This window comes from Mycobacterium sp. (assembly GCF_035506235.1).
Classification (GTDB): domain Bacteria; phylum Actinomycetota; class Actinomycetes; order Mycobacteriales; family Mycobacteriaceae; genus Mycobacterium.
Map to the genome: position 1 here is coordinate 98,499 of NZ_DATJPU010000140.1, position 22,848 is coordinate 121,346.

At 67.0% G+C, this 22,848-nt stretch carries 20 protein-coding genes; 8 read left to right on the forward strand and 12 right to left on the reverse strand.

Features of this window, described 5'->3' with window-relative positions; translation table 11 throughout:
- Nucleotides 1-5: 5 nt before the first annotated feature.
- Both VMD50_RS13330 and VMD50_RS13335 read right to left on the reverse strand, forming a co-directional pair.
- Nucleotides 6-1,217, reverse strand: a complete 1,212-nt coding sequence (locus tag VMD50_RS13330) for an acyl-CoA dehydrogenase family protein (RefSeq protein ID WP_325428214.1) — start codon at nucleotides 1,215-1,217, stop codon at nucleotides 6-8.
- 27 nt (nucleotides 1,218-1,244) lie between these two features.
- A complete protein-coding gene (locus tag VMD50_RS13335; RefSeq protein ID WP_325428215.1) occupies nucleotides 1,245-1,847 on the reverse strand; it encodes a TetR/AcrR family transcriptional regulator in 603 nt (200 codons plus the stop codon).
- Between the two features lie 251 nt (nucleotides 1,848-2,098).
- Here VMD50_RS13335 and VMD50_RS13340 point away from each other — a divergent pair, with 251 nt between their 5' ends.
- On the forward strand, nucleotides 2,099-3,427 hold the full coding sequence (locus VMD50_RS13340; RefSeq protein ID WP_325428261.1) for a sensor histidine kinase: 1,329 nt from the start codon (nucleotides 2,099-2,101) through the stop codon (nucleotides 3,425-3,427).
- A 127-nt stretch (nucleotides 3,428-3,554) separates the two neighbouring features.
- Here the strand turns inward: VMD50_RS13340 and VMD50_RS13345 are convergent, their stop codons facing one another.
- Entirely contained in the window at nucleotides 3,555-3,935 is a 381-nt protein-coding gene (locus VMD50_RS13345) for a hypothetical protein (RefSeq protein WP_325428216.1), read from the reverse strand.
- Nucleotides 3,936-4,167: 232 nt separating this feature from the next.
- On the reverse strand, nucleotides 4,168-5,391 hold the full coding sequence (locus VMD50_RS13350; RefSeq protein ID WP_325428217.1) for a cytochrome P450: 1,224 nt from the start codon (nucleotides 5,389-5,391) through the stop codon (nucleotides 4,168-4,170).
- Nucleotides 5,392-5,657: 266 nt separating this feature from the next.
- Between VMD50_RS13350 and VMD50_RS13355 the strand changes: the two genes are divergently transcribed.
- On the forward strand, nucleotides 5,658-8,960 hold the full coding sequence (locus VMD50_RS13355; RefSeq protein ID WP_325428262.1) for a helix-turn-helix transcriptional regulator: 3,303 nt from the start codon (nucleotides 5,658-5,660) through the stop codon (nucleotides 8,958-8,960).
- Here the strand turns inward: VMD50_RS13355 and VMD50_RS13360 are convergent.
- From VMD50_RS13360 to VMD50_RS13385, 6 genes are all read right to left on the reverse strand, one after another.
- Complete coding sequence (locus tag VMD50_RS13360; RefSeq protein ID WP_325428218.1) at nucleotides 8,951-10,288, reverse strand: aromatic ring-hydroxylating oxygenase subunit alpha; 1,338 nt, start codon at nucleotides 10,286-10,288, stop codon at nucleotides 8,951-8,953. The two genes, VMD50_RS13355 and VMD50_RS13360, sit on opposite strands and share 10 nt — an antisense overlap.
- A 9-nt stretch (nucleotides 10,289-10,297) precedes the next feature.
- Nucleotides 10,298-12,058 (reverse strand): N-acyl-D-amino-acid deacylase family protein, encoded by a 1,761-nt coding sequence (locus VMD50_RS13365; protein WP_325428263.1) that lies wholly within the window; start codon nucleotides 12,056-12,058, stop codon nucleotides 10,298-10,300.
- A 157-nt stretch (nucleotides 12,059-12,215) separates the two neighbouring features.
- Nucleotides 12,216-13,352, reverse strand: a complete 1,137-nt coding sequence (locus tag VMD50_RS13370) for a phosphotransferase (protein WP_325428219.1) — start codon at nucleotides 13,350-13,352, stop codon at nucleotides 12,216-12,218.
- Nucleotides 13,353-13,466: 114 nt separating this feature from the next.
- Nucleotides 13,467-14,087, reverse strand: a complete 621-nt coding sequence (locus tag VMD50_RS13375) for a TetR/AcrR family transcriptional regulator (protein WP_325428220.1) — start codon at nucleotides 14,085-14,087, stop codon at nucleotides 13,467-13,469.
- Nucleotides 14,088-14,205: 118 nt separating this feature from the next.
- Nucleotides 14,206-14,643: an ATP-binding protein gene (locus VMD50_RS13380; RefSeq protein ID WP_325428221.1), complete on the reverse strand. Its 438-nt coding sequence runs from the start codon at nucleotides 14,641-14,643 to the stop codon at nucleotides 14,206-14,208.
- Between the two features lie 60 nt (nucleotides 14,644-14,703).
- Nucleotides 14,704-15,081 (reverse strand): STAS domain-containing protein, encoded by a 378-nt coding sequence (locus tag VMD50_RS13385; protein ID WP_325428222.1) that lies wholly within the window; start codon nucleotides 15,079-15,081, stop codon nucleotides 14,704-14,706.
- Nucleotides 15,082-15,448: 367 nt separating this feature from the next.
- On the opposite strand from VMD50_RS13385, the gene VMD50_RS13390 reads away from it, so the two are divergent.
- The 6 genes from VMD50_RS13390 (at nucleotide 15,449) to VMD50_RS13415 (ending at nucleotide 20,908) form a co-directional block, all read left to right on the forward strand.
- Entirely contained in the window at nucleotides 15,449-16,588 is a 1,140-nt protein-coding gene (locus VMD50_RS13390; protein ID WP_325428264.1) for a catalase family peroxidase, read from the forward strand.
- Nucleotides 16,585-17,178, forward strand: a complete 594-nt coding sequence (locus VMD50_RS13395; protein ID WP_325428223.1) for a cytochrome b — start codon at nucleotides 16,585-16,587, stop codon at nucleotides 17,176-17,178. Before VMD50_RS13390 ends, VMD50_RS13395 begins: the two co-directional genes overlap by 4 nt.
- Nucleotides 17,179-17,191: 13 nt before the next feature.
- On the forward strand, nucleotides 17,192-17,812 hold the full coding sequence (locus tag VMD50_RS13400; RefSeq protein WP_325428224.1) for a cysteine hydrolase family protein: 621 nt from the start codon (nucleotides 17,192-17,194) through the stop codon (nucleotides 17,810-17,812).
- 52 nt (nucleotides 17,813-17,864) lie between these two features.
- Nucleotides 17,865-18,914 (forward strand): ABC transporter permease, encoded by a 1,050-nt coding sequence (locus VMD50_RS13405; protein WP_325428225.1) that lies wholly within the window; start codon nucleotides 17,865-17,867, stop codon nucleotides 18,912-18,914.
- 3 nt (nucleotides 18,915-18,917) lie between these two features.
- On the forward strand, nucleotides 18,918-19,913 hold the full coding sequence (locus tag VMD50_RS13410) for an ABC transporter ATP-binding protein (RefSeq protein ID WP_325428226.1): 996 nt from the start codon (nucleotides 18,918-18,920) through the stop codon (nucleotides 19,911-19,913).
- 101 nt (nucleotides 19,914-20,014) lie between these two features.
- Entirely contained in the window at nucleotides 20,015-20,908 is an 894-nt protein-coding gene (locus VMD50_RS13415) for a fructose bisphosphate aldolase (RefSeq protein WP_325428227.1), read from the forward strand.
- A gap of 10 nt (nucleotides 20,909-20,918) precedes the next feature.
- Here the strand turns inward: VMD50_RS13415 and VMD50_RS13420 are convergent, their stop codons facing one another.
- Nucleotides 20,919-21,998 carry a DUF190 domain-containing protein gene (locus VMD50_RS13420; RefSeq protein WP_325428228.1) on the reverse strand — a complete coding sequence of 360 codons (1,080 nt, stop codon included), beginning with the start codon at nucleotides 21,996-21,998 and terminating at the stop codon, nucleotides 20,919-20,921.
- Nucleotides 21,999-22,157: 159 nt separating this feature from the next.
- Nucleotides 22,158-22,745, reverse strand: coding sequence for a TetR/AcrR family transcriptional regulator (locus tag VMD50_RS13425; protein ID WP_325428229.1), 588 nt, complete (start codon nucleotides 22,743-22,745; stop codon nucleotides 22,158-22,160).
- Nucleotides 22,746-22,848: the final 103 nt, after the last annotated feature.

Sequence of the window (22,848 nt, forward strand, 5' to 3'; positions counted from 1 at the left end):
GGTGGCTAACGGATTTGCAGGCCGGTCACTGCCCGCGAAATGACCAGGCGCTGAATCTCGCTGGTGCCCTCGAAGATGGTGAAGATCTTTGCGTCGCGGTGCATCCGCTCCACGGGATAGTCGCGGGTGTACCCGTTGCCGCCCAGGATCTGGATTGCCTCGTCGGTGACGTAGACCGCCGTCTCGCTGGCCACCAGCTTGGCCATCGAGCCCTCCGCCGAGTCGAAGCTCTGGTTGTTGCGCGCCATCCAGCCGGCGCGCCACACCAGCATGCGTGCCGCGTCGATGCGGCTCTTCATGTCGGCCAGCTTGAAAGCGATGGCCTGGAATTCGCCGATCTTGCGGCCGAATTGCTCGCGTTGGCAGGCATAGTCGAGGGCGTATTCGTAGGCGGCCCGCGCCACGCCGACGGCCATCGCCCCGACCGTGGGCCGGGTGCGTTCGAAGGTCTTCATCGCGGCCTGTCCGCGCGACGAGGCGCCGGACTTGACCCGGGCGATGCGCTCCTCGAACTTCTCCCGGCCGCCGAGAATCGTGTCCTCGGGGAGCCGCACGTTGTCCAGCACCACCTCGGCGGTGTGTGACGCACGGATCCCGTGCTTCTTGAACTTTTGGCCCTGCGACATCCCGTGGGTGTCCGGCGGGATGACGAAGGTGGCCTGGCCGCGGGTGCCGAACTCGGGATAGACCGAGGCCACCACGATGTGCACGTTGGCGATGCCGCCGTTGGTCGCCCACGTCTTGGTGCCGTTGAGGACCCATTCGCCGGCCGCCTCGTCATAGCGTGCCCGGGTGCGGATGGCGCCGACGTCGGAACCCGCGTCCGGCTCCGACGAACAGAACGCCCCGAGTTTGGGTTCGTCTGCGGTGCCGAACATCTCGGGCAGCCAGCGGCCCAGCTGCTCGGGAGTTCCGTTGCCCGCCAGCGCCGCTGCGGCCAGCCCGGTGCCCAGGATGGACAGCGCGATGCCGGCGTCACCCCAAAACATCTCCTCGAACGTGGTGAGAAAGCCCAGACCCGTCGGCTCGGCCGCCTGCTGGGCAAAGAAGTCGGGCGAGTACAGGCCCACCTTGGCGGCCTCCTGAATCACCGGCCAGGGAGTTTCTTCCCGCTCGTCCCATTCCGACGCGGCGGGGCGGATCACTTCGGCCGCGAACTTGTGCACCCAGTCGCGCACCTCGATCACGTCGTCGCTCAGTTGCAGTGAGAATGTCACAGCTTGACTCCTGAAATAGATTGGTGGTTAACGGTTTCGGTATTGGGCGAGGACGCTCAGCGTCTGGTTGACCCACGCCTCGAAGTAACGGTCTTCGCCGATGTTGCCCGGCAAGCGCCCCGTAAGGGCTTGCAGCGTCGCGGCGTAGGACAGCGACCCGATCGCCACGGCCGCGGTCGCCTCGGGATCGGGTATGCGCGTGCGCCCGGACCGATTGGACGCGGCCAGCTCGTCGGCGAAACGCTGATACGCGTTGTCGGTGATGACCTGCCAGGTCTTCTCGTCCAGATCGCCGAGCTCGTCGGGCTCGCGCAGCATGACCTTGAGCAATTCCTCGCTCTGTTTGAGGTTGTCCCAGATCAGCCGGCCCGCGGTGCGCACCGCCTGCTCGACGCTGCCGGGTTCTCCGGCGTCGAACCGCTCCCGCGCCGCCACGATGCTGTCGATCCGGTAAGCGACCGCGGCCTCCAGCAGCTCGCGCTTGGAGCCGAAGTGCTTGTACAGCGCGCCGGAACCGGGTGCGAGGCCGGACGCGCGCTGGATGTCGGCCACCGAGGTCGCCGCGTAGCCCTTGGCGGCGAACAGCTTCAGTGCTTCGGCCAGCAGCCGGCCACGACCCGACGTCTGCATGGTGAGAGAGTACTCACTCACTATGGATGAACGCAAATGACCCGCGAGGAACTAGCATCCGAAGCGTGACTGACCGACACGACGTGGCCGAGGTCGATCGAGTGCTGAACATGCCGGGACAATCGTCTCGAGCCCGCGCTCGCGAATCGACGGAGGACAACTTCATGGAAAGTACCGCCCGCTATGGCGTTGGCGGTGCCAGTCCAGCGACGGCCGACGATATCCCGTTGCTCGGTCACGTACGGCTGCCGATGCGGGTGCTGTCGCTGCGCACCATCGTGATCGTCGCCGCCCTCGGGGTGATCGCCCTTGTCGTCCTGTTGGGGACCTGGGTCTGGGTCGGCGTCACCAACGACCAATACAGCCAGCTCGACCGCCGCCTGGATTCGGTGACCAGCCTGGGTGATATCAACACGCTGATCAACAACGGACAGCTCGCCACCTCCGACCGGCCCATGCCGGACGGCAACCTGATCCGTACCGCGCGCATCGGTGACGTGACGGTGTCCGTTCCCGGCAACATAGTGCTACCCCAACTGCCGAACGGATACGCGAACACCACCATCAACGGGGTGCAGTACCGGGTGCGCACCTTCACCGCCGGGCCGGCTTCGATCGCGCTCGCCGCGCCGTTGGCCGAGGCGCAGCATCGAATCAACGAGCTGCACCTGCGGGTGTTGTTGATCTGCGGCAGCGTCATCGGCGGTACCGTGCTCGTCGGCTGGGTGATCTCCTTGATCATGGTCAATCCTTTCCTGTTGCTGGCGCAGCAGGCCCGCGCCATCAACGCTCAGTCCAGTCCCGACGAGTTGCAGGTCCGGGGGGTACGCGAGGCCGTGGAGATCGCCGAAGCGGTCGAGGGCATGCTGGCCCGCATCGGCAACGAGCAACAGCGCACCAAGGCCGCGCTCGAGTCGGCCCGCGACTTCGCCGCCGTCGCCTCGCACGAGCTGCGCACCCCCCTGACGGCCATGCGCACCAACCTAGAAGTGTTGTCCACCTTGGAATTACCTCCCGAGCAGCGCCACGAGGTGCTCGGCGACGTCATCCGCACCCAGAGCCGGATCGAAGCGACGCTGACGGCGCTCGAACGCCTGGCGCAGGGGGAGCTGACCACGGTCGACGATTTCGTGCCCTTCGACATCACCGAACTGCTGGACCGCGCCGCGCACGACGCGCTTCGCATCTACCCCGGGGTGGACGTGTCACTGGTGCCGTCGCCCACGGTTCTGATGGTGGGACTGCCCACCGGGCTGCGGCTGGTGATCGACAACGCCATCGCCAATGCCGTCAAGCACGGTGGCGCCACCGAAATCCAGCTCAACGTGAGCAGTTCCGCTGAGGGCGTAGAGATCGCCGTCGACGACAACGGTACCGGCATCCCGGAGGACGAACGCACCGCCGTCTTCGCACGCTTCTCCCGGGGATCGACCGCATCGCGCGCGGGCTCCGGGTTGGGGCTGGCGCTCGTCGCGCAGCAGGCCGAATTGCACGGCGGCTCTGCCTCACTGCACGCCAGCCCGCTGGGGGGCACGCGTCTCCTGCTCAAGCTCGCCGGTGATGGCCGCGGCCCGGCGTAACGCCTTGCGCCGGGTCAGCCGGCTTGACATGTATCAGCCAGGTTGATATGCCCCATACACGCGGATTTCGCCCCGGCGTTGTTGGTGCTCAGGTTGTGTACGCCTACGACAACGCGATCGTCGGCAATTACATCGGGGTGGCCTGCTGGGCCAGGTTCAGCAGGACGTAGGCGACGCAGAAAAGGAAGTTCAGCACGACCAGGACCAAGCCGGCGAACATCAGTGACCGGGTGCCCTGGCGCTTGAGGCGCTTGACCCGCGCGCCGCGCGCCTCACGGTTCAGCTGCAACGCGATCAGAGCGAAATTGACATCCGTCACTTCGTCGTCTTTTACGGGCGCGCCCGCCACCATCTGTCGCAGCCGCTCGGGAGCGGTGTGGACGCCGACGCGCTCGAAGCGGTGACACAGCCGTCGCGCACGCCTTCGGCCGAGTGCCTGACATCGCATCTGTACCTGATGCACGAGTTGCCGCCGTTCGTGGCCCCAGCCGTCAGACGGACTCGTCACAAGCCGGGATTCTAATGCGCATATACCCGTTTTCGGGAGGCCTATGACCCCATTACGTCGGCACCTTTTGATCGCCGATCATCCGCTCGTCCCCGGGCAGCTCGAGGTTCCGATGCAGGTTGATCACTCGCCCTTCCTCGCTGGGCGAGCGCCAAGTGCGTGAAGCCGGGCTGGTGCAGGCCGCTCTGCGAGCTCCGCTCAGTGCCCTGACGGGGGCGCGATACGGCTGCGATCAATTTCGGGGATCAAACTCGACTTGCAGGGTGGTGGGACCGCCGAGCGCGTTCACCGGTTTCCATGGAGCTGGGCCGGCGCGGCGGGCGTTGGGCATGCGCCGTGTCATGGCGGTCAGCGCTTCGGCCAACTCGAGGCGCGCGAGATTGGCCCCCAGGCAGTAGTGCATTCCGCCGCCGAATGTTTGGATCGGCGGGGTGCCCGTGCGGCGGATGTCCAGACGGTCGGGATCGTCGCAGACCGCGGGATCCCGGTTGGCCGCGCCGGTATTGACGACGACGATCGTGCCGGCAGGGATCATGACACCAGCGAGTTCGACATCCTCGATAGCGATGCGCAACGTGACGAACGTGATCGGTGAATGGCGGATGAGCTCGTGCACGGCATTCACCGCGAGCTCCGGGTGCCGGCCCAGGAGCGCCCATTGGTCGGGGTGATCGCACAGCACGTGCGCCGCGCCACCCAACTGGAGGCGGGTGGTGTCGGTGCCCGCCATCAGCAGCGAGGCGACGAGCATGCGAAGTTCGTCGGTGCTGAGGCGATCGCCTGGAAAATTTGGGTCTTCGGCGCGGATCAGCTCGGAGATCAGGTCATCAGTCAAGGTGTGGCGCCGGCGCGCGATCATGTCGTCGATGTAGGCATCAAGAGCTGCCCAGGATGCCAGGATCGTTGGTGTTTGGCTAGCCGCGTTCCAGCCGAAGGCCTCCAAGATGTGATCGGTCCAGTCGGAGAACAGTTCCCAGTCTTCGGGTGGGGCGCCGAGTAGTGCGCAGATGACCGGTATCGGGTATTGGCGCGCGATGTCGGTGACCACGTCGCAGTGCCCGCGGGCGCTGTGGCGGTCGACCAGTCCGGTGATGATGTCGACGATCGTCGTGCGCAGGCGAGCGGTGGCTTTGGGAGTGAACGTTTTACTGACCAGCCGGCGCAGCCGCTGGTGTTCTTCGCCGTCGAGGCTAAGGATGTTGACGGCGATCCGGTCCCACAGCGGCCCGGAGGTGATGCCTTGGGCGGCAAGGAACATCCCTTGGGGCACCCGGAATCGCGAATCGCGAAGCGCGGTGTGCACCAGATCGTAGGTGAGCAGTTCGGGACCGTATGGCCCGATCGCGATAGGCGCCTTCGCGCGGGCCTGGCTGATGATTGCGTGGGCTTCGTCGGGGTGCTGGGCATGTCCGTAGTTGATGGTCGGTAGACCAGCTTCGAAAACGGTGGTGGTCATGACTCGACTATGTGATTTCGGGAGCGTCAGACCATCGGGGAGAACTCTGAAATGAGCGATGGCCAGTCGTATCCGTGTTGCTGAGGGCGAGCTCGGCGGAAGCGTTGACTCTGCGGCTATGGCGAAAAAGTGCGAGAACCCCCCGCCCTCAGCGCAGTGTCAATGGCCTTGGTGCGCGCAGATGATTGACGATTTGCCCACCTCAGCGCGACAACCATGCGGGCACGTACGGGGTTTCCCTGATGTTTGCGGCTCGCCGCGCCGGGATGCTGGCTAGCATGACCGAAATTGATCCACGCGCGGAGTTGAACTGGAGCGACGTGCTTCCAACCGGAACGGTGACGCTGTTGCTCGCCGATGTCGAGGGCTCTACGCGGCTGTGGGAGACCCAACCCGAGGAGATGACGGCCGCCGTCGCGCGCCTGGATCGCGCGCTGGTCGACCTGCTGGCGGCCCACGGCGGGGTGCGGCCGGTTGAGCAAGGTGAGGGCGACAGCTTTGTGGTGGCGTTCGCCCGGGCGACCGGGGCTGTCGCATGCGCGCTGGAGTTGCAGCGTGCGCCGTTGGCGCCGATCCGGTTGCGTATCGGCGTGCACACCGGCGAGGTCCAGCTGCGCGATGAGGGCAACTACATCGGTCCGACGATCAACCGGACCGCGCGGCTGCGTGATCTCGCGCACGGTGGGCAGACGGTGCTGTCCGGCACCACTGAGGATCTGGTCGTCGACGCGCTTCCGCCCGACGCGTGGCTGACCGATCTCGGCAGGCATGAACTGCGCGGTGTCGCCCGTCCCGAACGAGTGGCGCAGCTCTGCCACCCGGACATTCGCAACGACTTCCCGCCGCTGAAAACGTCGAAATCGGTTGCCGCTCAACATTTGCCGGTGCAACTCACCAGTTTCGTCGGCCGCGGCGCGGAGCTTGACAACGTGCGCCAGCTCCTCACCGCCAATCGGCTGGTGACCTTGACCGGCGCCGGCGGTGTGGGCAAAACCCGGCTTGCCATACAGGTCGCGGACCGGATAGCCGACGAATTCGGCGATGGGGTCTGGTACGTCGATCTGACCCCGATCGCCGACCCCGGCCTTGTCCCGGTCGCGATGACGGATGCCCTCGGCTTGGCGGATCAACCGGGGCGCTCCACAATCGACACGCTCACTCGGTTCGTCGGAGACCGTCGCATGCTGGTAGTACTGGACAACTGCGAGCACCTCTTGGATGCTGTCGCCGAATTGGTTACCACGGTGCTGAGCGCCTGTCCCGGATTGATGTTGTTGGCAACGAGTCGGGAGCCGATCGGGTCGTCCGGCGAGGTGATTCGACGGGTGCCGTCCCTGTCGTTGGACGACGAGGCCATCGAGCTGTTCCTCGACCGCGCTCGCCGGGCGCGATCCGATTTCAATCTCACCGAGGCCGACACCCATACGGTGCGCGAGATCTGTCGTCGCATCGACGGCATGCCGCTGGCCATCGAACTGGCCGCGGCCCGGGTGCGGGCGTTGTCGCTGGACGAGATCGTCGGCAGTCTGAATGACCGGTTCCGACTGTTGACCGGCGGCGGCCGCAGGGCGGTGCGCCGCCAGCAGACGTTGCGGGCGTCGGTGGATTGGTCGCACGCGCTGTTGACCGAGTCCGAGCGGGTGTTGTTTCGCCGGCTTGCGGCGTTCATGGGCGGGTTCGACTTGTCCGCCGCCCGAGCCGTCGCCGGTGACACCGAGGTGGAGAGCTACCAGGTGCTGGATCAGCTCACGTTGCTCGTGGACAAATCGCTTGTGGTCGCGGATGATTCCGGCGGCCGGATGCGGTATCGGCTGCTGGAGACGGTGCGCCAGTACGCCCTGGAAAAGCTTGGTGAATCTGGTGACGCCGATACCGTGCGCGCTCGTCACCGCGACTACTACACCGCGCTGGCCGCCCAGCTCGATGCTCCCGCGGCCACAGGTCACCAGCAGCGGGTCGAGCAAATGGAAACCGAGATCGACAACCTACGCGCGGCGTTCGCCTGGAGCCGCGAAACCATGGATGTCGAGCGTGCATTGCAGCTCGCGTCGTCGCTTCAGCCGTTGTGGCTCACCCGCGGGCGCCTGCGCGAAGGGCTGAGCTGGCTCGACGAGGCACTGGCCGACCGTGACACCCTCGACCGCGAGGTGTCACCGGCGGTGCTGGCGCGGACGCTGGCCGACGCGGCGCTGATTGACGGCTGGATCGGGGTTCCGGAGCGCAGGGAGCAGGCCGCCGAAGCCTTGGTGATCGCTCGCCGACTCGATGATTCCGCCCTGCTGGTCCGCGCCCTCACCGCTTGCTGTGGTACCGGCGCGTTCAGCCCCGAAGATGCGGCAACATACTTTGGCGAGGCCATCGGGTTGGCGCGCGACGTGGGCGACAAATGGAGGCTGAGCCAGCTGCTGGGCTTCCAGGTGTACGGGGCCATCATGTCGGCTGGCGACGCGATAGCGGCGCGTGCGGTCGGCGAAGAAGGGCGCGAACTTGCCGACGCGATCGGTGACCGGTTCACCTCCGGCGTGTGTCGTGTGTGGGGTGTCGCCGGGGCGCGGGGCTTGCTTGGCGACCTGCGGGGCGGCGAAGCGATATTGCAGGACGTGATTGCCGATGCCGATGCGGCCGGCGACCCCTTGTGCAAGTTCAACGGCCTCCTCGTGCAGGCTATTTTCCTGGGGTGTCAGGGCAAGACGTCCGAGGCTCTCGCCGCTGCCGAAAGAGGCAGCGAATCCGCCGCCGAACTCGGCTCGGTCATCGAGGGCCTCGGACTTATGGGTTTGGGTGCTGCACACTTTGCCGCCGGCGACGTTGTCGCCGCGAACCTCGCTCTGGCACAGGGCCATAGCCTCATACCGGACGTCGCGTTTACGGCGTCGAACATGCGATATAGGGCCGAAACCGAGCTTGCCACAGGCGATCTGGCGGCGGCCCGATCGTGGGCCGACCAGGCCGTATCGCTAAATGCCGGATTTCACCGGATGTGGGCCCTGACCACTCGTGCCCGCGTGGCGCTCGCCGAAGGCGATGCAGAGGCCGCCGAGCGTGACGCACACGACGCACTCGTGTGTGCCGCCGATATCGAGGTGCAGCTGAACCTGCCCGATATTCTCGACCTCATTGCTCGGTTGGTCGCTCAGGCGGAGAGCTACCCCGAGGCGGCCCGCCTCTACGGCGCGGCCGAGGCCATCCGGCAACGCACCGGCGAAGTCCGGTATCGGATCTACCAAGCCGACTACGAAGCATTGGTGGCTGCGCTCCGGGATGCCATGGGCCAGAACGAGTTTGACACTGGTTACGCCGAGGGCGCGGCGCTGTCCACGCAAGAAGCGATCGCCTACGCGCGGCGCGGGCGCGGCGAACGCAAACGCCCGTCCACCGGCTGGGCTTCGCTCACCCCGGCCGAACTGGACGTCGTCGGGCTCGTCAGTGAGGGCTTGGGCAACAAGGACATCGCCACGCGGCTCTTCATATCGCCACGCACCGTCGAGACCCACCTCACCCACGTTTACAACAAGCTGGGCCTGGCGTCGCGCGTCCAACTTGCCCAAGAGGCGGCGCGTCACGCCTGAGTGGTCATCCGCTCGGACTCAGGAAGGTTGAGGTAGCGCTCGAGGTTGCGGTGCGTGTTGATCACGCGCCGTTCTTCGCTGGAGAGCACCAAGTGGGTGAAGCCGGGCTGGTGCAGGCCCCGCTGCAGGCCCGCGAGCAGCCGGATGTCCTGGGTGAGCACGACGCCGGGCTCGGCCTCGCCGGCTGTCGTGCGCATGTCCGCCGGCTTGGCGCGCGGCGCGCCCGGGGCCATCTGCGTCATCAGGAACATAACCAGCTCACCGTGATCCGGGTCCGGGCCGGGGCGCGAACACATGACGGTCAGGTGGTCGGCGTTGGCCAGCAGGGTCATGTTGGGGAACACGTTGTACTGGTGCAGCCGGGTGATCCGATCGGTGTCGGCCCAGTCGAGGTCCACGCCGCGGCCGGCCGCGAAGGCGCGCGTGCGCGCCGCGATCAAGTCGGCGACCGTCTCTCCGTGCCGGCGTTCATCGGCGGGGAACGGCGTGCCTTCGGCCGCACCCATCAGCGCGCCCTGCGTGTAGACGTAGGCCTCCCACACCTCTTCGTCGCTCAGCGCGCCGTCAAAGCGTGGGCTCTGCACCCCGTAGGGCTGGTCCGACTTGCCGGTGTGACCCCAAATCTGTTGTGGCGCATGAATATCGTCGACGCAGCGCAGCAACTCGGGATGCAGCGTCTGAATGTGGTACGTCTCGCTGAAGCCGTCGGCGATCGTCTTCCAGTTGGCGTCGACGTCGACGGTGAGGGTCGCGTAGCAGCGGAAGTCGCTCAAATGGCACCAGGCGATGTCATCGGGCACCGCCTCCAGGTACTCGGTCAACGGCATCGCGTCGATGTCGAGGTTGACGAAGACGAGCCCTTCCCAGGTGTCGACGCGGGCCGGAATCAGCGGGAAGTCCGACATTCGCAGCGAGCCGAAGCCCTTGCGGTCGGGCACCCGCTTGAGCGTGCCGGCCAGGTCCCACGTCCAGCCGTGGTAGCCGCACTTGAGCTCGCGCAGACCCGAGCCCGAGCCCGCGCACAGCGAGTTGCCGCGATGGCGGCACGCGTTCTGAAACGCGCGCAGCACCCCGTCGTCGCCGCGCACGATCAGCACCCCGTAGGGGCCGCAGCGGTACTCGAAGTAGTCGCCCGGCTCAGCGACGTGGTCGACCATGCAGGCGAGCTGCCACACCTTCGGCCACATCCGCTCGACCTCCAGCGCAGCGAATTCCGCAGAGTAATAGCGCGCGGCCGGCACCAGGGTTGGAGACTCGGGTGGGGTGCCGATCGCGTCCTCCTGGACGTGCGAGCGGGTGCGGGCCGGGTTGCCGGCGGCCGTCGTCATGCCCGGCCCTTAGCGCGCTCCGCGCACCAGGCGGCCCGGGCGGGCCCCGGTGTCGACATCGTTGCGCCGGGTCACCGTCCCGCTGACGATCGTCGCCGCATAGCCGCTTGCCCGCTGCAAGATCCGGTTTCCGCCCGCCGGCAGGTCCCAGGCCATCGCCGCGGGGTGCAGCCTCAGCGCCTCCACGTCGATCACGTTGATGTCGGCCTTCTTGCCGGGCTCGATGGTGCCGCGATCGGTGAGCCCGAAGAGGTGGGCGGTGTCGCGCGATTGCTTGCGGATCACGTACTCCAGCGACAACTTGTCGCCCCGGTGCCGATCGCGCGCCCAGTGCGTCAGCAGGAAGGTGGGATAGGAAGCGTCGCAGATCATTCCGCAGTGCGCGCCGCCGTCGGAGAGCCCCAGTACCCCGGCGGGGTGGAGCATCATTTCCCGGATCGCATCGCAGTTGCCGTCGGCGTAGTTGAACAGCGGCAGCATCAGCATGTTGGTGGCGTCGGACTCGAGCATGAGGTCGTAGAGGGTCGACAGCGGGTCCTCGCCGCGCGCCTCGGCGATCGCGGCGACGGTGCGGTCGGGCTCGGGCTCATAGTCGGGCGGATCCCCGAGCGCGTAGAGGCGGTGCAGCGAGTGCTGCACCAGGGCGAACATCCCGTCGAACAACAGGGTCGGGTCGGCGGGCAGGTCGTCCTCGGACAGGATCGCGGCCTTCACCGCGGGGTCGGCCAGGCGCTGCGTGAGTTCCTCGCGGCCGCATCCGGCCGCCAGCCGCCGATAGGTGGGCCGGTGGCTGAAGCCGTGGTGGCCCTGGAACCCGATCATCATGCCGAACGGGCGCGCGGCGATCTGTGGATACAACCGGCTGCCCGCCGCATGCGCGTCGGCGGACAGGTCCAGCATCTCGCGCCACAGCTTCGGGTCGGCGTCGACCTGGATGAGTGCGAACGACACCGGCCGGTCGATCTCACCGCCCAATCGCCGCATCCATTCGAGCTCTTTTTTGGGGGCGACGATGTCTTCGCCCGCGGCGCCCTGGGGGGCGAGCTCGAACACCGCCTGCCCACCGGCGGCCATGGCGCGGCCGAGGCCGAACAGTTCTTCTTCGGCGGCAAAGGTGCCGGGTACGGGCTCACCGTCCATCGCGCGGTGGCCCATCGTGCGGGACGTGGAAAACCCGAGCGCGCCGGCTTCGATCGCTTCGGTGACCAGCCGTGCCATCGCCGCGATGTCGTCGGGGGTGGCCGGCTCGTTGCGGGCGCCCCGCTCGCCCATCGCGTAGGCGCGGATGGCGCCGTGGGCGACCTGGCTACCCACGTCGATCGCGAACTCCTGCTTGCCGATCGCGTCGAGGTACTCGGGGTAGGTTTCCCAGCCCCAGGTGATGCCCTCGGTCAGGGCCGTGCCGGGGATGTCCTCGACGCCTTCCATCAACTCGATCAGCCACTGTTCGGTGCCGGGCCGCACCGGCGCGAAGCCGACACCGCAGTTGCCGGTGACCACCGTGGTGACTCCGTGACCGCTGGACGGCTCGAGCAGCCCGTCCCAACTCACCTGGCCGTCGTAGTGGGTGTGGATGTCGACAAAGCCGGGGGCCACCACATGCCCTGTGGCGTCGATGGTTTCGGCGGCCTCCCCCGACATCGCCGGGTCGTTGGCACCACGGCGCACGACGTCGACGATCTTGCCGTCCTTGATGCCGATGTCGGCCCGGTAGCGCTCCGCGCCCGTGCCGTCGACGACGGTGCCACCGGTGATCTTCAGGTCGAACATGAGGGCCTCTCCTTGTCGCCGGGCGGTGTCGTCGTCAGACACGCCGCATTACGCTACGCCGGGTAGCGTAAGTATGACGATATGCCTCCGGATAGTTCGAGTCAATGAACCTGGCGAACTTCGCGGCCGAACACCGCGAGCATGCGACCGCAGGGGGCTATAGAGAACTCTGCAGTGCCGCAACGGTTTCCAGGTCATCGAGGGCCGCCGCGCCGCGCCGCAGACCTTCCATGGCGATGCCTTCGACCTGCATTCCGCCCATCCCCGCGGTGATCAGCGGAGCGACATATCCGTACAGCGCGCTCTGCCGGTAGCGCAGCCACAGGTCGTCGCGATCCAGTTCGGGCCCGCCGGCCGCCGCGAGCGCGCGCCGGTAGTCGTCGAGCAGGTCGCGTTGAGTCGCGCGGCGGTCTTCTGGCGTCAGGCTCGTGATCAGCGTGTACGCCAGTTCGCGGGAGGGGTGTCCGCGCCGCACCGCCTGCCAGTCCAAGAGGCCCGCCTTGCCGCCGTAGAAGTACATGTTGCCGGGATGGGCGTCGCCGTGCATGACGGTGTGCGGGGGAGTGTCGATCAGTGCGGCGACGGCGCGATAGTTGTCGGCGATGAAGCGCCCGTTCTCGACCGGGAACGGGGTGTGCTCGCCGAGCCGCTTCATCGACGCGTGCATCAGCGAACCGGTCAACAGAGACGTCACGTCGCCGGACGGGGTGTACAGCCAGCCCAGCGGCCCGCGGCGGTCGCGCGGCAGGCGGTCCCAGAAAGCGGCGTGCAGGTCGGCCAGCAATTCGATGATCAGGCCGGCCTGGTCGGGGGAGATCGGGTGCAGCGTGTCGGGAAACTCGCACGACTCGGCGGGCAGGTCTTCCAAAACCAACAGGTACCGGCCCGTCCAGGTGTCGAACGCCGCGCCGTACGCATACGGCAGGCTGGTGAGCTGTGGCGCGAGCTGGTTGTAGAAGCGCACCTCGGTCTGCCCCAGTCGGCCGAGTTCACCCATCAACCGGGTGGCGGCGGTCCTGGCCGCGACCTTGACGAACACCGACTCTGGCACGTCTTTTCCGGTCAGCACCAGCCGGGCCCGTGACGATGTCCCCGCGTCTCGGTCCAGGACACGGACCGACCTGACGGTGGTCCCCAGCATCTTCGACAGGATCCCGGCGTCGATGTCTTCGACGGTGCGGGGCAACCCCAAACGGCTGCCCACCACGGCGTCGGTGGTCACGCGGAGCATTCCGTGGCCCAGGTGAGCGGCCAGGCCGATACCGGACAAGGCCTGCCCCGCAAGACTTTTCATATGTATCCGTCCCGGTTCCGTATGCCAGTCACTTGCGGGAGCGGGCCGCGAAATCGGCACGGCGCCCCTATCAGACAAAACTAGCCGAACGTCTGGAAGTCAGACAATTACGGATTATTGTCTGATTTCCGGCACCAGTGCCCGCACCACGAATTGCTCGACGAACTTGCGCTTGTCGGCGACCGGCCGATACCGCCACGACGGCGCCAGCAGGAACAACGTCGTGGTGTGCAACCACTGCACGATCGACCGGGGGTCGAGATCGGCGTGCAGATGCCCCGCCGCCTTCCACCGGTTCAGCAAGGGCTCGTAGTGCCGCAGCAGCAGCTTCACGATGGGTTCCGAACCCTTCTCCAGGGCCGTGGCCACCGCCGTGCTCTCGGCGGCGAACAGCGCCTCGTTCAGCGGATTGCCATCCACGGACTCCACCCGCGCCAGGACCATCTCGGGCACGGAGCGCACGGGGTCGTCCGGCGCGGGCAGCGAGCCCACCAGATCACCGAGCGCCTTGTCCACCCGCATCAGGATCAGCTCCAGCAACACATCGTCGCGGCCGGGGAAGTACCGGTAGACCGTGGACCGAGACACCCCGGCCTCGTCGGCCACCTCGCCCATCCGGAACTGGGTGTTGCCGCGACGAACGATGCAGCGGCCCGCGGCCTCGAGGATCCGTCTGCGCGCCTCCTCGTCATCGAGGATCGCGCGGTCGTCGCCCCACCACCGGCTCGGCTCCATGGCGCCGATGGTACGGATACGTTGTGGCACAGGCGCTCAGCCGAGCAGAGCGGGGCACTGACGGGGTACTCCGCGGTCTTTTGCGGGAGATCGCCACGCATCCAGCAGGCCCCGTGCGCTACCTGAGGCGCGTCCACACCAAGGTCACGTGGGTCCCATGGGGGGTGCGGTCGATGGTCACGCGGTCGGCGAGCGCGCGCATCAGCGGGATGCCGCGCCCGCGAATCTGTGGTTGGCGCTGCGCGGTGGCCGGTTCGGGACGGGTAGGACGCCATTGGCCGCGGTCGTTGATGGTGACCGCGAGCGTGTCGGAGTCGTCGTCGTAGGCTGCGCTGAGGTCCACGCTCCCGCGCTGCGGTGCCTCCACGTACGCGAATTCTGCGGCGTTTGTCAGCGCTTCGTTCACCGCAAGAAGCAGGTCGTTGGTCCGCTCGGCGCCCAGCGTGAAGTGCCTCTCGAGCCAGACGCCGAACTCGGCACGGGTTCGGGCCGCGCTTCGCGCGTCGGCGGCCACTTCCCTGCGCACGAAGCGGGATCGGTCATCGATGTCGGACACCTCATCCAGCCCACGTTCTTCAGCGTCCCATCTCCCGGCTGCATCCTCACTCTCTCAGGTTCAACCGTCGGCGAGACGGCTCAGCGCGCTGTCGAGCGTGCTGTAGAGCGACAAAATGCTGTCCAATCCCATGAGCTTGATGGGCCTGCTGGTGGCAGGCCCGTTCGCGACGACCGCGAATTGGGTGGGGGGCGCGACCTCGGCCTGCGCTGTCACCAGGACGGTCATCCCGGCTGAGGCCAGAAAGTCCACTTTCGTCAGGTCGATGACCAGCGCCGGCGGTCCGGCGGCCAGTGTGGCGCGTATCGCCTCGGCGAGCTGCGGCGCGCTGAGCATGTCCACCTCACCCGAGACGCTGAGCACGACCGCCCCGCCTACCTGGTGTTTTGCTACGTCGAAGGTCGTCGGATCGACTGAATTGCCGGATTGTTCGATCATGCTTCGTCACTCACATTCGCCCCGCGCGGGACACCGAGAAATCAAACAGCCATTGCCAAGCCCGGGGCTGTCGACTCAACCCGCGTAACACGCCTTGCCGGGGAGAAACAGTATCTCTTCTGCACCGCTAGGCGGAGGCGCAGCCGCACGTGTTTAGCCGATTTTAAGCCATGCCGAAAACGGCGCTTGCAGCCGTGGCTTTGTGACCAATCCAACTGAACGAATCCTGGCGCCCCGACGTGGTCCGGGTGTGCGCGATGGCCGCCGCAAATGTTGCGCACGGCAGCCTCACGTGGGTGAATGCGTCCATCGAGTTCGTTCCCAGGCTGCGCGGCAAGGCCCGGAAATGCGGGAAAGGACGGTGGGCATGGAGCCCGGCGATCACGATGGCAGGCCCGACGACCAAACCGCTGAGACCAAGCCCGCGCATCCCCGCCGCGTCGCGCTGACCCGACGAAGCGCGCTGCTCGGCATGGGCGCTGTCGCCGGTTTCGCGGCGGTGGATGTGGGCGGGTTCGCCTACGCCGGCGGCTGGCTGCGGCCGGACACAGCGACGCCACCGACCCCCTCGAGGTTCGCCGATCGCTTCGAAGCGGTCTACGGCCACCACGACGGTTTCCGGCGAAATCACGCCAAAGGGCTGGCCGCCACCGGATCCTTTGTGAGCAACGGGGCGGGCGCGGCCGTCTGCCGGGCGGCGGTCTTCGGGACGGGCACCTTTCCGCTCGTCGGCCGGTTTTCGCTGGGCGGCGGTCTGCCGGATCAGCCCGACAAGCCCGACACCGTGCGCGGGCTCGGGCTGCTGTTCCAGGCCAACGGCCAGCAGTGGCGCACAGCGATGATCAATTTGCCCGTCTTCACCGACAGCACCCCCGAGGGCTTCTACGAGCGGATGCTCGCGTCCAAACCGCTGCCCGGAACCGGCAAGCCCGACCCGCAGAAGATGGCCGCCTTCCTCGATCGGCACCCCGAAACCGCCGCGGCTATGAAGATCATCAAGCAGTCACCACCCGGTGCGGGATTCGCGGACAGCACGTTTTACGGGCTCAACGCCTTCTGGTTCACCAACGGCGCCGGCGCCACCGTTCCAGTGCGGTGGTCGGTGGTTCCGCAGGATGCCGGCGGGGCCGGCGGGCCGCAGTCCTCGCTCGGCAAGGATTACCTCTTCGACGACCTCATCCGGACGCTGGCGCAGCGGCCACTGAGGTGGCGGCTGGTTCTCACGATCGGTGAGCCGGGCGATCCGACCAACGACGCCACTAAGCCGTGGCCGCCATCGCGGCGGTCGATCGACGCCGGCACCATCACCATCACCGCGGTGCGCACCGAGCAAGCCGGCAACGCGCGCGATATCAACTTCGACCCCCTCGTGCTGCCGGACGGCATCACCGCGTCCGACGATCCGCTGCCCCCGGCGAGATCGGCCGTTTACGCCCGCTCCTTCACGCGCCGCGCCGAGGAACCCAAATCGCCCAGCGAGGTCAACGTGGCCCAGGTGCTCGCATGACCGCCCAGACGAACCAAACCGCCATCGCACCAAAGCGTTTCGCGCTTCCGTCGCGGATTCTGCATTGGCTGATGGCGCCGATGGTCATCGCGCAGCTGCTGATCGGCGTCACCATGATCGCGTCGCTGAGTTATTACCCGCTGCTCCTGGCGATCCACCGGCCGTTGGGGGTGCTGATCCTGGCGTTCGCCGTGGTGCGGCTGGCGAACCGGCTCACCCACCGGCTGCCGCCGTTTTTGGCCACCATGAGCCGCGCCGAACGCCGCATCGCGTCCTGGTCGGAGTACCTGCTGTATGCGCTGCTGCTCCTGCAGCCCCTGGTCGGGTGGGCCATGCTCTCGGCGGCGCGATTCCCGATCATCCTGGTGGGCCCGCTGCACCTGCCGGGAATCGCGCCGCACAACCTCGACCTGTACGCGGTGCTGCGGCAGGCCCACAGCGTTTTGGCCTTCCTGCTGTTCCTGACGTTCACCGCCCACGTCTGCGCGGTGCTGTTCCACACGCTGGTGCTGCGGGACGGGCTCCTCGACCGCATGGCGGTGTGGCCCACCAGGCGTGCCGCCCGGCAAGAGCAGGATGAACCCCGCTAGCCGCCATGCGAACATGACCGACGTGACCTACGAGAGGGATCTGATCGGCCTCGTCGTGATCGACCCGTACAACGATTTCATCTCCGAGGGCGGGAAGGTGTGGGATCGGCTGAAGGCGGTCGCCGAAGCCAACCGGTGCGTTCCGCACATGCGCCAGGTCCTCGAGGCCGCGCGAGCCGCGGGCATCCGCGTCTTCTACGCGCTACACCACCGGTACCGGCCCGGTGACTACGAAACATGGAAGTACGTCGCGCCGATTCAGCGGGCGGCATGGTCGCGCCAGACATTCGAATACGGGACGTGGGGCGGGGAGCTGCGCCCCGAGTTCGAGCCCCGCCCGGGTGACGTCGTCGCCCAAGAGCATTGGTGTTCAAGCGGTTTCGCCAACACCGACTTGGACCTTCTGCTCAAGAAGCACGGCATCCACCGGCTGATCATGATGGGGCTCATCGCGCACACCTGCCTCGAGGCGACCGTTCGCTACGGCGCTGAGCTCGGCTACGACGTCACGGTGGTCAAGGACGCGACCGCCAGCTATTCGGACCGCGAGATGCATGCCGCCCTCGAGGTCAACATCCCGAACTACGCCACCGCCATCCTCACCGCGGATGAAGTCGTCGAGGCGCTGAGGTAAGCACCGTAATAACACCCTGTCCGGGAAAGCGTGCCGGCGGTAGCGTCTGAGCATGCTGTTCGCGGCCTTACGCGATATGCAATGGCGACGGCGGCGCCTCGTCATCGCGATCGTCAGCACCGGACTTGTCTTGGCGATGACGCTGGTAATGACCGGGCTCGCGAATGGGTTTCGGGTCGAGGCGCAGCGAACCGTTGACTCCATCGGCGTCGACTCATTCGTGATCAAGGCCGGCGCGGCCGGGCCATTCCTGGGGGCGACACCATTCGCCCAAGCCGAGTTGGCCCGGGTGGCCGCTTCGCCGGGCGTTGTGAATGCGGTCCCCCTTGCCTGCGCGCCGTCGAACGTCAAGGACGGCACCTCGAGGCGAAACGTCACGGCCTTCGGCGCGCCGGAGCACGGACCGGGCATGCCACGAGTCCCGGAGGGTCGGGCACCGTCGATGCCGGACGAGGTCGCGGTGTCGAGCACCCTGGGCCGGCACGTCGGCGACGAGCTGCAAGTGGGTGCGTACACGCTGCGGGTCGTCGGCATTGTGCCCAATTCCACCGCAATGGCCAAGATACCCAACGTCTTCCTTACGACAGAGGGCGTGCAGCGCCTGGCGTACAACGGGCAGCCGGTGATCTCGTCGATCGCGATCGAAGGCGCACCGCGACAGCTCCCCGAGGGCTACCAGGTCATCGATCGAGCGGTCGGTCTCAGCGACATGTTGCGCCCGCTGAAGGTTGCCTGGAGTTCACTCACGATCGTCGCCGGCTTGCTGTGGATCGTGGCCGTGCTGATCGTCGGATCGGTGGTCTACCTGTCCGCGCTGGAACGGCTGCGCGATTTCGCGGTGTTCAAGGCGATCGGCGTGCCGACGCGGTCGATTCTGGCCGGCCTGGCGTTGCAGGCGGTCGTTGTCACGTTGCTCGCGGCGGTGCTGGGCGTCATCTTTTCGTTGTTGCTTGGCCCGGTGTTCCCGATGCTTGTTGTGGTGCCCGCTTATGCGTACCTGGCGCTGTCGGTGGTCGCGATCGTGATCGGTCTGCTGGCCAGCCTTGCCGGATTCAGGCGCGCGGTCGCCGTCGATCCGGCGCTCGCATTCGGAGGTCCCTGAGCGATGGGCGATCTGAGCATTCGAGACCTCGTCGTCGAATACTCCAGCGGCGGGTACGCGATCCGGCCGCTCAACGGCCTGAACCTTGACGTGTCGGCCGGGTCGCTGGTGATCCTGCTCGGCCCGAGCGGCTGCGGCAAGACGACGTTGTTGTCCTGCCTCGGCGGCATCTTGCGCCCGAAGTCCGGGGCGATCACGTTCGACGACGTCGACATCACGAAGCTCGAGGGCGGAGCGCTGGCGCAATATCGGCGCGACACGGTGGGGATCGTCTTCCAGGCCTTCAACCTGGTGCCCAGCCTCACCGCGTGCGAGAACGTGATGGTCCCGCTGCGCGCGGCCGGGTGGTCGCGCGCGGCCTCGCGCCGGCGTGCCGAGGAACTGCTCACTCGGGTCAACCTCGCGGAGCGGATGAAATACCGCCCCGGCGACCTCAGTGGCGGGCAGCAGCAACGCGTCGCGGTTGCCCGCGCGATCGCGCTGGAACCACCGTTGATCCTCGCGGACGAGCCGACCGCGCACCTCGACTTCATCCAGGTGGAGGAGGTGCTGCGGTTGATCCGCTCGCTCGCGGAGGGCGAGCGCGTGGTGGTGGTTGCCACCCACGACAGCCGGATCCTTCCGATGGCCGATCACGTCGTCGAGCTGGCGCCCGCGCATGCGTCGACGAACCGGCTCCCCGAGACTGTCCAGCTCAAGGCCGGCGAGGTGCTCTTCGAGCAGTGCACCATGGGTGACCTGATCTACGTGGTGTCCGACGGTCACTTCGACATCGTGCGCGAGCTGGCCGACGGCGGCGAGGAGCTGGTCAAGGTGGCGGGGCCCGGGGACTACTTCGGCGAGATGGGCGTGCTGTTTCACATGCCGCGTTCGGCGACGGTGCGCGCCCGAACGGACGCGACGGCGGTCGGCTACACGGCGCACGCGTTCCGTGAGCGGCTCGGCGCAGCGGGTATAAGCGGGGTGATCGGGCAACGCGAGCTCGCCGGGACCGACTGACGACCTGCCTGCCCGCCCCTGGACCGGACGAATATGATCGGCACGATTCGAGCTTGACGGTGCGCCGTCACCGACAGTGCCACGAGGGAGTGGGGAATTCCATGCCGAACCAGCAGCAAGCCGACCGGATGACATCGGGCAAGGGATTCATCGCAGCGCTCGACCAGAGCGGGGGCTCGACGCCCAAGGCGCTGCGTCTGTACGGCATCAAGGAGGACGCGTATTCCTCCGAGAAGGAGATGTTCGACCTCATCCACGAGATGCGCTCGCGGATCATCACTTCGCCGGCGTTCACCGGCGACCGGGTGCTGGCGGCGATCCTGTTCGAACAGACCATGGACCGCGAGATCGAGGGCAAGCCGTCGACCACCTACCTCTGGGAGACCAAGGGCATCGTGCCATTCCTCAAAATCGACAAAGGCCTGGCGGAGGCGTCCGACGATGTGCAGCTGATGAAACCCATCCCGGGTCTGGACGAGCTGCTGGAGCGGGCCGTGGGCAAGGGGGTGTTCGGCACCAAGGAGCGGTCGGTGATCGGCGGCGCCAACCAAGGGGGCATCGCCGCGGTGGTCGCACAGCAGTTTGAGGTCGCCCGAAAGGTGTTGTCGCACGGCCTGGTGCCCATCATCGAACCCGAGGTCACGATCTCGATCCCGGACAAGGCCCAGGCCGAGAGCATCCTGCGGGACGAAATCGCCAAGCAGCTCGAAGCGGTGCCCGACGGGCAGCGCGTGATGGTCAAGTTGAGCCTGCCCACCGAGGTCAACTTTTATCGCCCCCTGATCGAGCACCCGAAGGTGATGCGGGTGGTCGCTCTCTCCGGCGGCTACTCCCGCGAGGAGGCCAACGAGCTGCTGGCGAAGAACACGGGATTGATCGCCAGCTTCAGTCGCGCGCTCACCGAGGGGCTTTCGGTCGACCAGTCCGATGAGCAGTTCAACGCCACCCTGGACAAGTCGATCCAGTCGATCTACGACGCCTCCGTGGCCGGCTGAGGCTGCGCCCTCAGTAGCGGTGGTTGGCCATGGGCGGCCGGCCCGGGCTGCCATCGCCCTCGTCGGAAACCAGGGCGGGCACCATTTCGCTGGTGACCAATCCCCGGTGCTGGGTGAGTTCGTCGACCACGTCGAAACATTCGGCGATGTTGTCGGGTGTGTCGACGATGACGGTGACGACGGGGACGTCTCGACTCAGCGACAGCAGCTTGTCACCGTGCGGTTGGTGATCGCCGTTGAAGCCCCAGATGCCGCGTATGACGGTCGCGCCGTCGGGCGACTTACGTTTTCGGAGCTGCTGGAGCAGACCGCGATGAATCGGCACGCGGTTGTGGCGCGCGGATTCCGAGGTGTAGATCATCAACTTCTGCCACAGCGGTAGGCCGTGTTCGTCGAACCCCGGCAGAGCGTGCGGCCGTTCCAGTAGCTCCCCGTCGCGCTTGCACACGCGGACCCGTTCAAGCGTGATCATGGGACGCCGCAGCAGGCCGCCGAGTTCGGGCAACACCCGGCCGATCCGCTCGCCGGACCCGACGGCAATGACCATCATGGGCACGTCGGGATTGCGGCCAAGAAAACGCGCGCGCTGCCTTTGCCCGTGGGCGGTGCCGTCGACGCCCAGGAATACCGACGCGCCGGCAAGTTGTCGTCGATACATCAGGTCGCAGAGCGCGATGTAGGCGGGCACCCCGTAGACGCGCTCCTTGCGGCCGACGTAAACGGTCAACTTGACGGCTTCGTGCAAATCATGAGGAAGCTCCAGCGGACCGATGCCGTCGCGCAGCAGGCGCGCGCGCTCGAGGGTGAGCAACCCTCGCTGTTTGACGGCAAGTACGGGGTCGAGGACGGCCTCGATGGCCTCCCGGGTGTCCACCGCCACGACCACCACGGGGGGGTCCTCGGACAGCGTCAAAGACTCGTCGGTCCGCAGGTGGCGGCCAGTGCCGAAGCCGCCGATGCCGCGCAGTACGACGCTGCTCGCGATGCGGTGCTCTTCATACAGGCCGAGCAGCACGTCGGAGACGAAGCCGTCGCGCGTGCGCCGCCGCTCGGCCAGATAGGTGGTGAGCTTCAGACAATCTTCGTCCACGGCCACTCCTCAGGCGTAGAACCCGCCTTCGCCGAAGAGTTCTGTCGCTTTGCGAAAGCTTAGCGGGAACCCGACGGCAACCGATGCCCGCGCCGATACGGGTTCGGGACCAATTCCTACTACAAGAAGAGCGCGTTGTTGCGTTCGTTGCGATCGTGGTCAGCGGCGCGGCCCGAGCGCCTCGACGATGATCCTGGTCGTGCGCTCGGCCCGGCGTCGTGAGTATTGTTGCGGCTCAGACAGTATCGGGTACACCACGCCGCCGACGATGGCGTCCGCCGCTGACTCGGCGGCCGCCGCATCGACGCCGTCGGCGATCAGCCGAGCCCGGACGCTGTCGTGCAGCGGCGCGCTGAACCCCGCGCGCAGCCTGACGGCGGTGTCCTCGTGCTCCATGCCGGCGACGGTCAGGATCCGCAGCATGGCCATGCCGCGCGCCGTCGTCAGGCTCGCGACGAGCCTGCCCACCCACCGCACCAGGTCGGCGGACAGGTCATCGGTGTGGTCGACCGACGCCAGGATCTTGTCGGCGTCCTCGAGCATGACGTCGGCGACGAGCGCGGGACGGCTGGGCCACCAGCGATAGATGGTCTGCTTTCCCACACCCGCCCGGGCGGCGACCGCCTCGATGGTCAGGCCGTCGAATCCGCGCTCGAGAAGCAGCTCCCGCGTGGCGGTGACGATGGCCGTGCGCGATTTCTCGCTGCGGCGCCTCGGAGAGCTCGCCCGGATGAGATCGCTTGGCATGGGGTGATCCTCACTGCTGACGGCCCGCTTTACATATCCTGACCCGCCCCGTAGTCTGCCACAAGACGAGACGGTTCGTCTTGCAAGGAAAGGGTCGCGGTCT

What these genes read in the sequence shown, in the direction of transcription:
- VMD50_RS13355 (WP_325428262.1), top strand. Translation starts at nt 5,658, where the DNA reads ATGCTGGCTAGCATGACCGAAATTGATCCACGCGCGGAGTTGAACTGG.
- VMD50_RS13340 (WP_325428261.1), top strand. Translation starts at nt 2,099, where the DNA reads ATGCGGGTGCTGTCGCTGCGCACCATCGTGATCGTCGCCGCCCTCGGG.
- VMD50_RS13390 (WP_325428264.1), top strand. Translation starts at nt 15,449, where the DNA reads ATGGAGCCCGGCGATCACGATGGCAGGCCCGACGACCAAACCGCTGAG.
- VMD50_RS13400 (WP_325428224.1), top strand. Translation starts at nt 17,192, where the DNA reads ATGACCGACGTGACCTACGAGAGGGATCTGATCGGCCTCGTCGTGATC.
- VMD50_RS13365 (WP_325428263.1), bottom strand. Translation starts at nt 12,058, where the DNA reads ATGTTCGACCTGAAGATCACCGGTGGCACCGTCGTCGACGGCACGGGC.
- VMD50_RS13410 (WP_325428226.1), top strand. Translation starts at nt 18,918, where the DNA reads ATGGGCGATCTGAGCATTCGAGACCTCGTCGTCGAATACTCCAGCGGC.
- VMD50_RS13395 (WP_325428223.1), top strand. Translation starts at nt 16,585, where the DNA reads ATGACCGCCCAGACGAACCAAACCGCCATCGCACCAAAGCGTTTCGCG.
- VMD50_RS13350 (WP_325428217.1), bottom strand. Translation starts at nt 5,391, where the DNA reads ATGACCACCACCGTTTTCGAAGCTGGTCTACCGACCATCAACTACGGA.
- VMD50_RS13425 (WP_325428229.1), bottom strand. Translation starts at nt 22,745, where the DNA reads ATGCCAAGCGATCTCATCCGGGCGAGCTCTCCGAGGCGCCGCAGCGAG.
- VMD50_RS13405 (WP_325428225.1), top strand. Translation starts at nt 17,865, where the DNA reads ATGCTGTTCGCGGCCTTACGCGATATGCAATGGCGACGGCGGCGCCTC.
- VMD50_RS13360 (WP_325428218.1), bottom strand. Translation starts at nt 10,288, where the DNA reads ATGACGACGGCCGCCGGCAACCCGGCCCGCACCCGCTCGCACGTCCAG.
- VMD50_RS13370 (WP_325428219.1), bottom strand. Translation starts at nt 13,352, where the DNA reads ATGAAAAGTCTTGCGGGGCAGGCCTTGTCCGGTATCGGCCTGGCCGCT.
- VMD50_RS13385 (WP_325428222.1), bottom strand. Translation starts at nt 15,081, where the DNA reads ATGATCGAACAATCCGGCAATTCAGTCGATCCGACGACCTTCGACGTA.
- VMD50_RS13415 (WP_325428227.1), top strand. Translation starts at nt 20,015, where the DNA reads ATGCCGAACCAGCAGCAAGCCGACCGGATGACATCGGGCAAGGGATTC.
- VMD50_RS13335 (WP_325428215.1), bottom strand. Translation starts at nt 1,847, where the DNA reads ATGCAGACGTCGGGTCGTGGCCGGCTGCTGGCCGAAGCACTGAAGCTG.
- VMD50_RS13375 (WP_325428220.1), bottom strand. Translation starts at nt 14,087, where the DNA reads ATGGAGCCGAGCCGGTGGTGGGGCGACGACCGCGCGATCCTCGATGAC.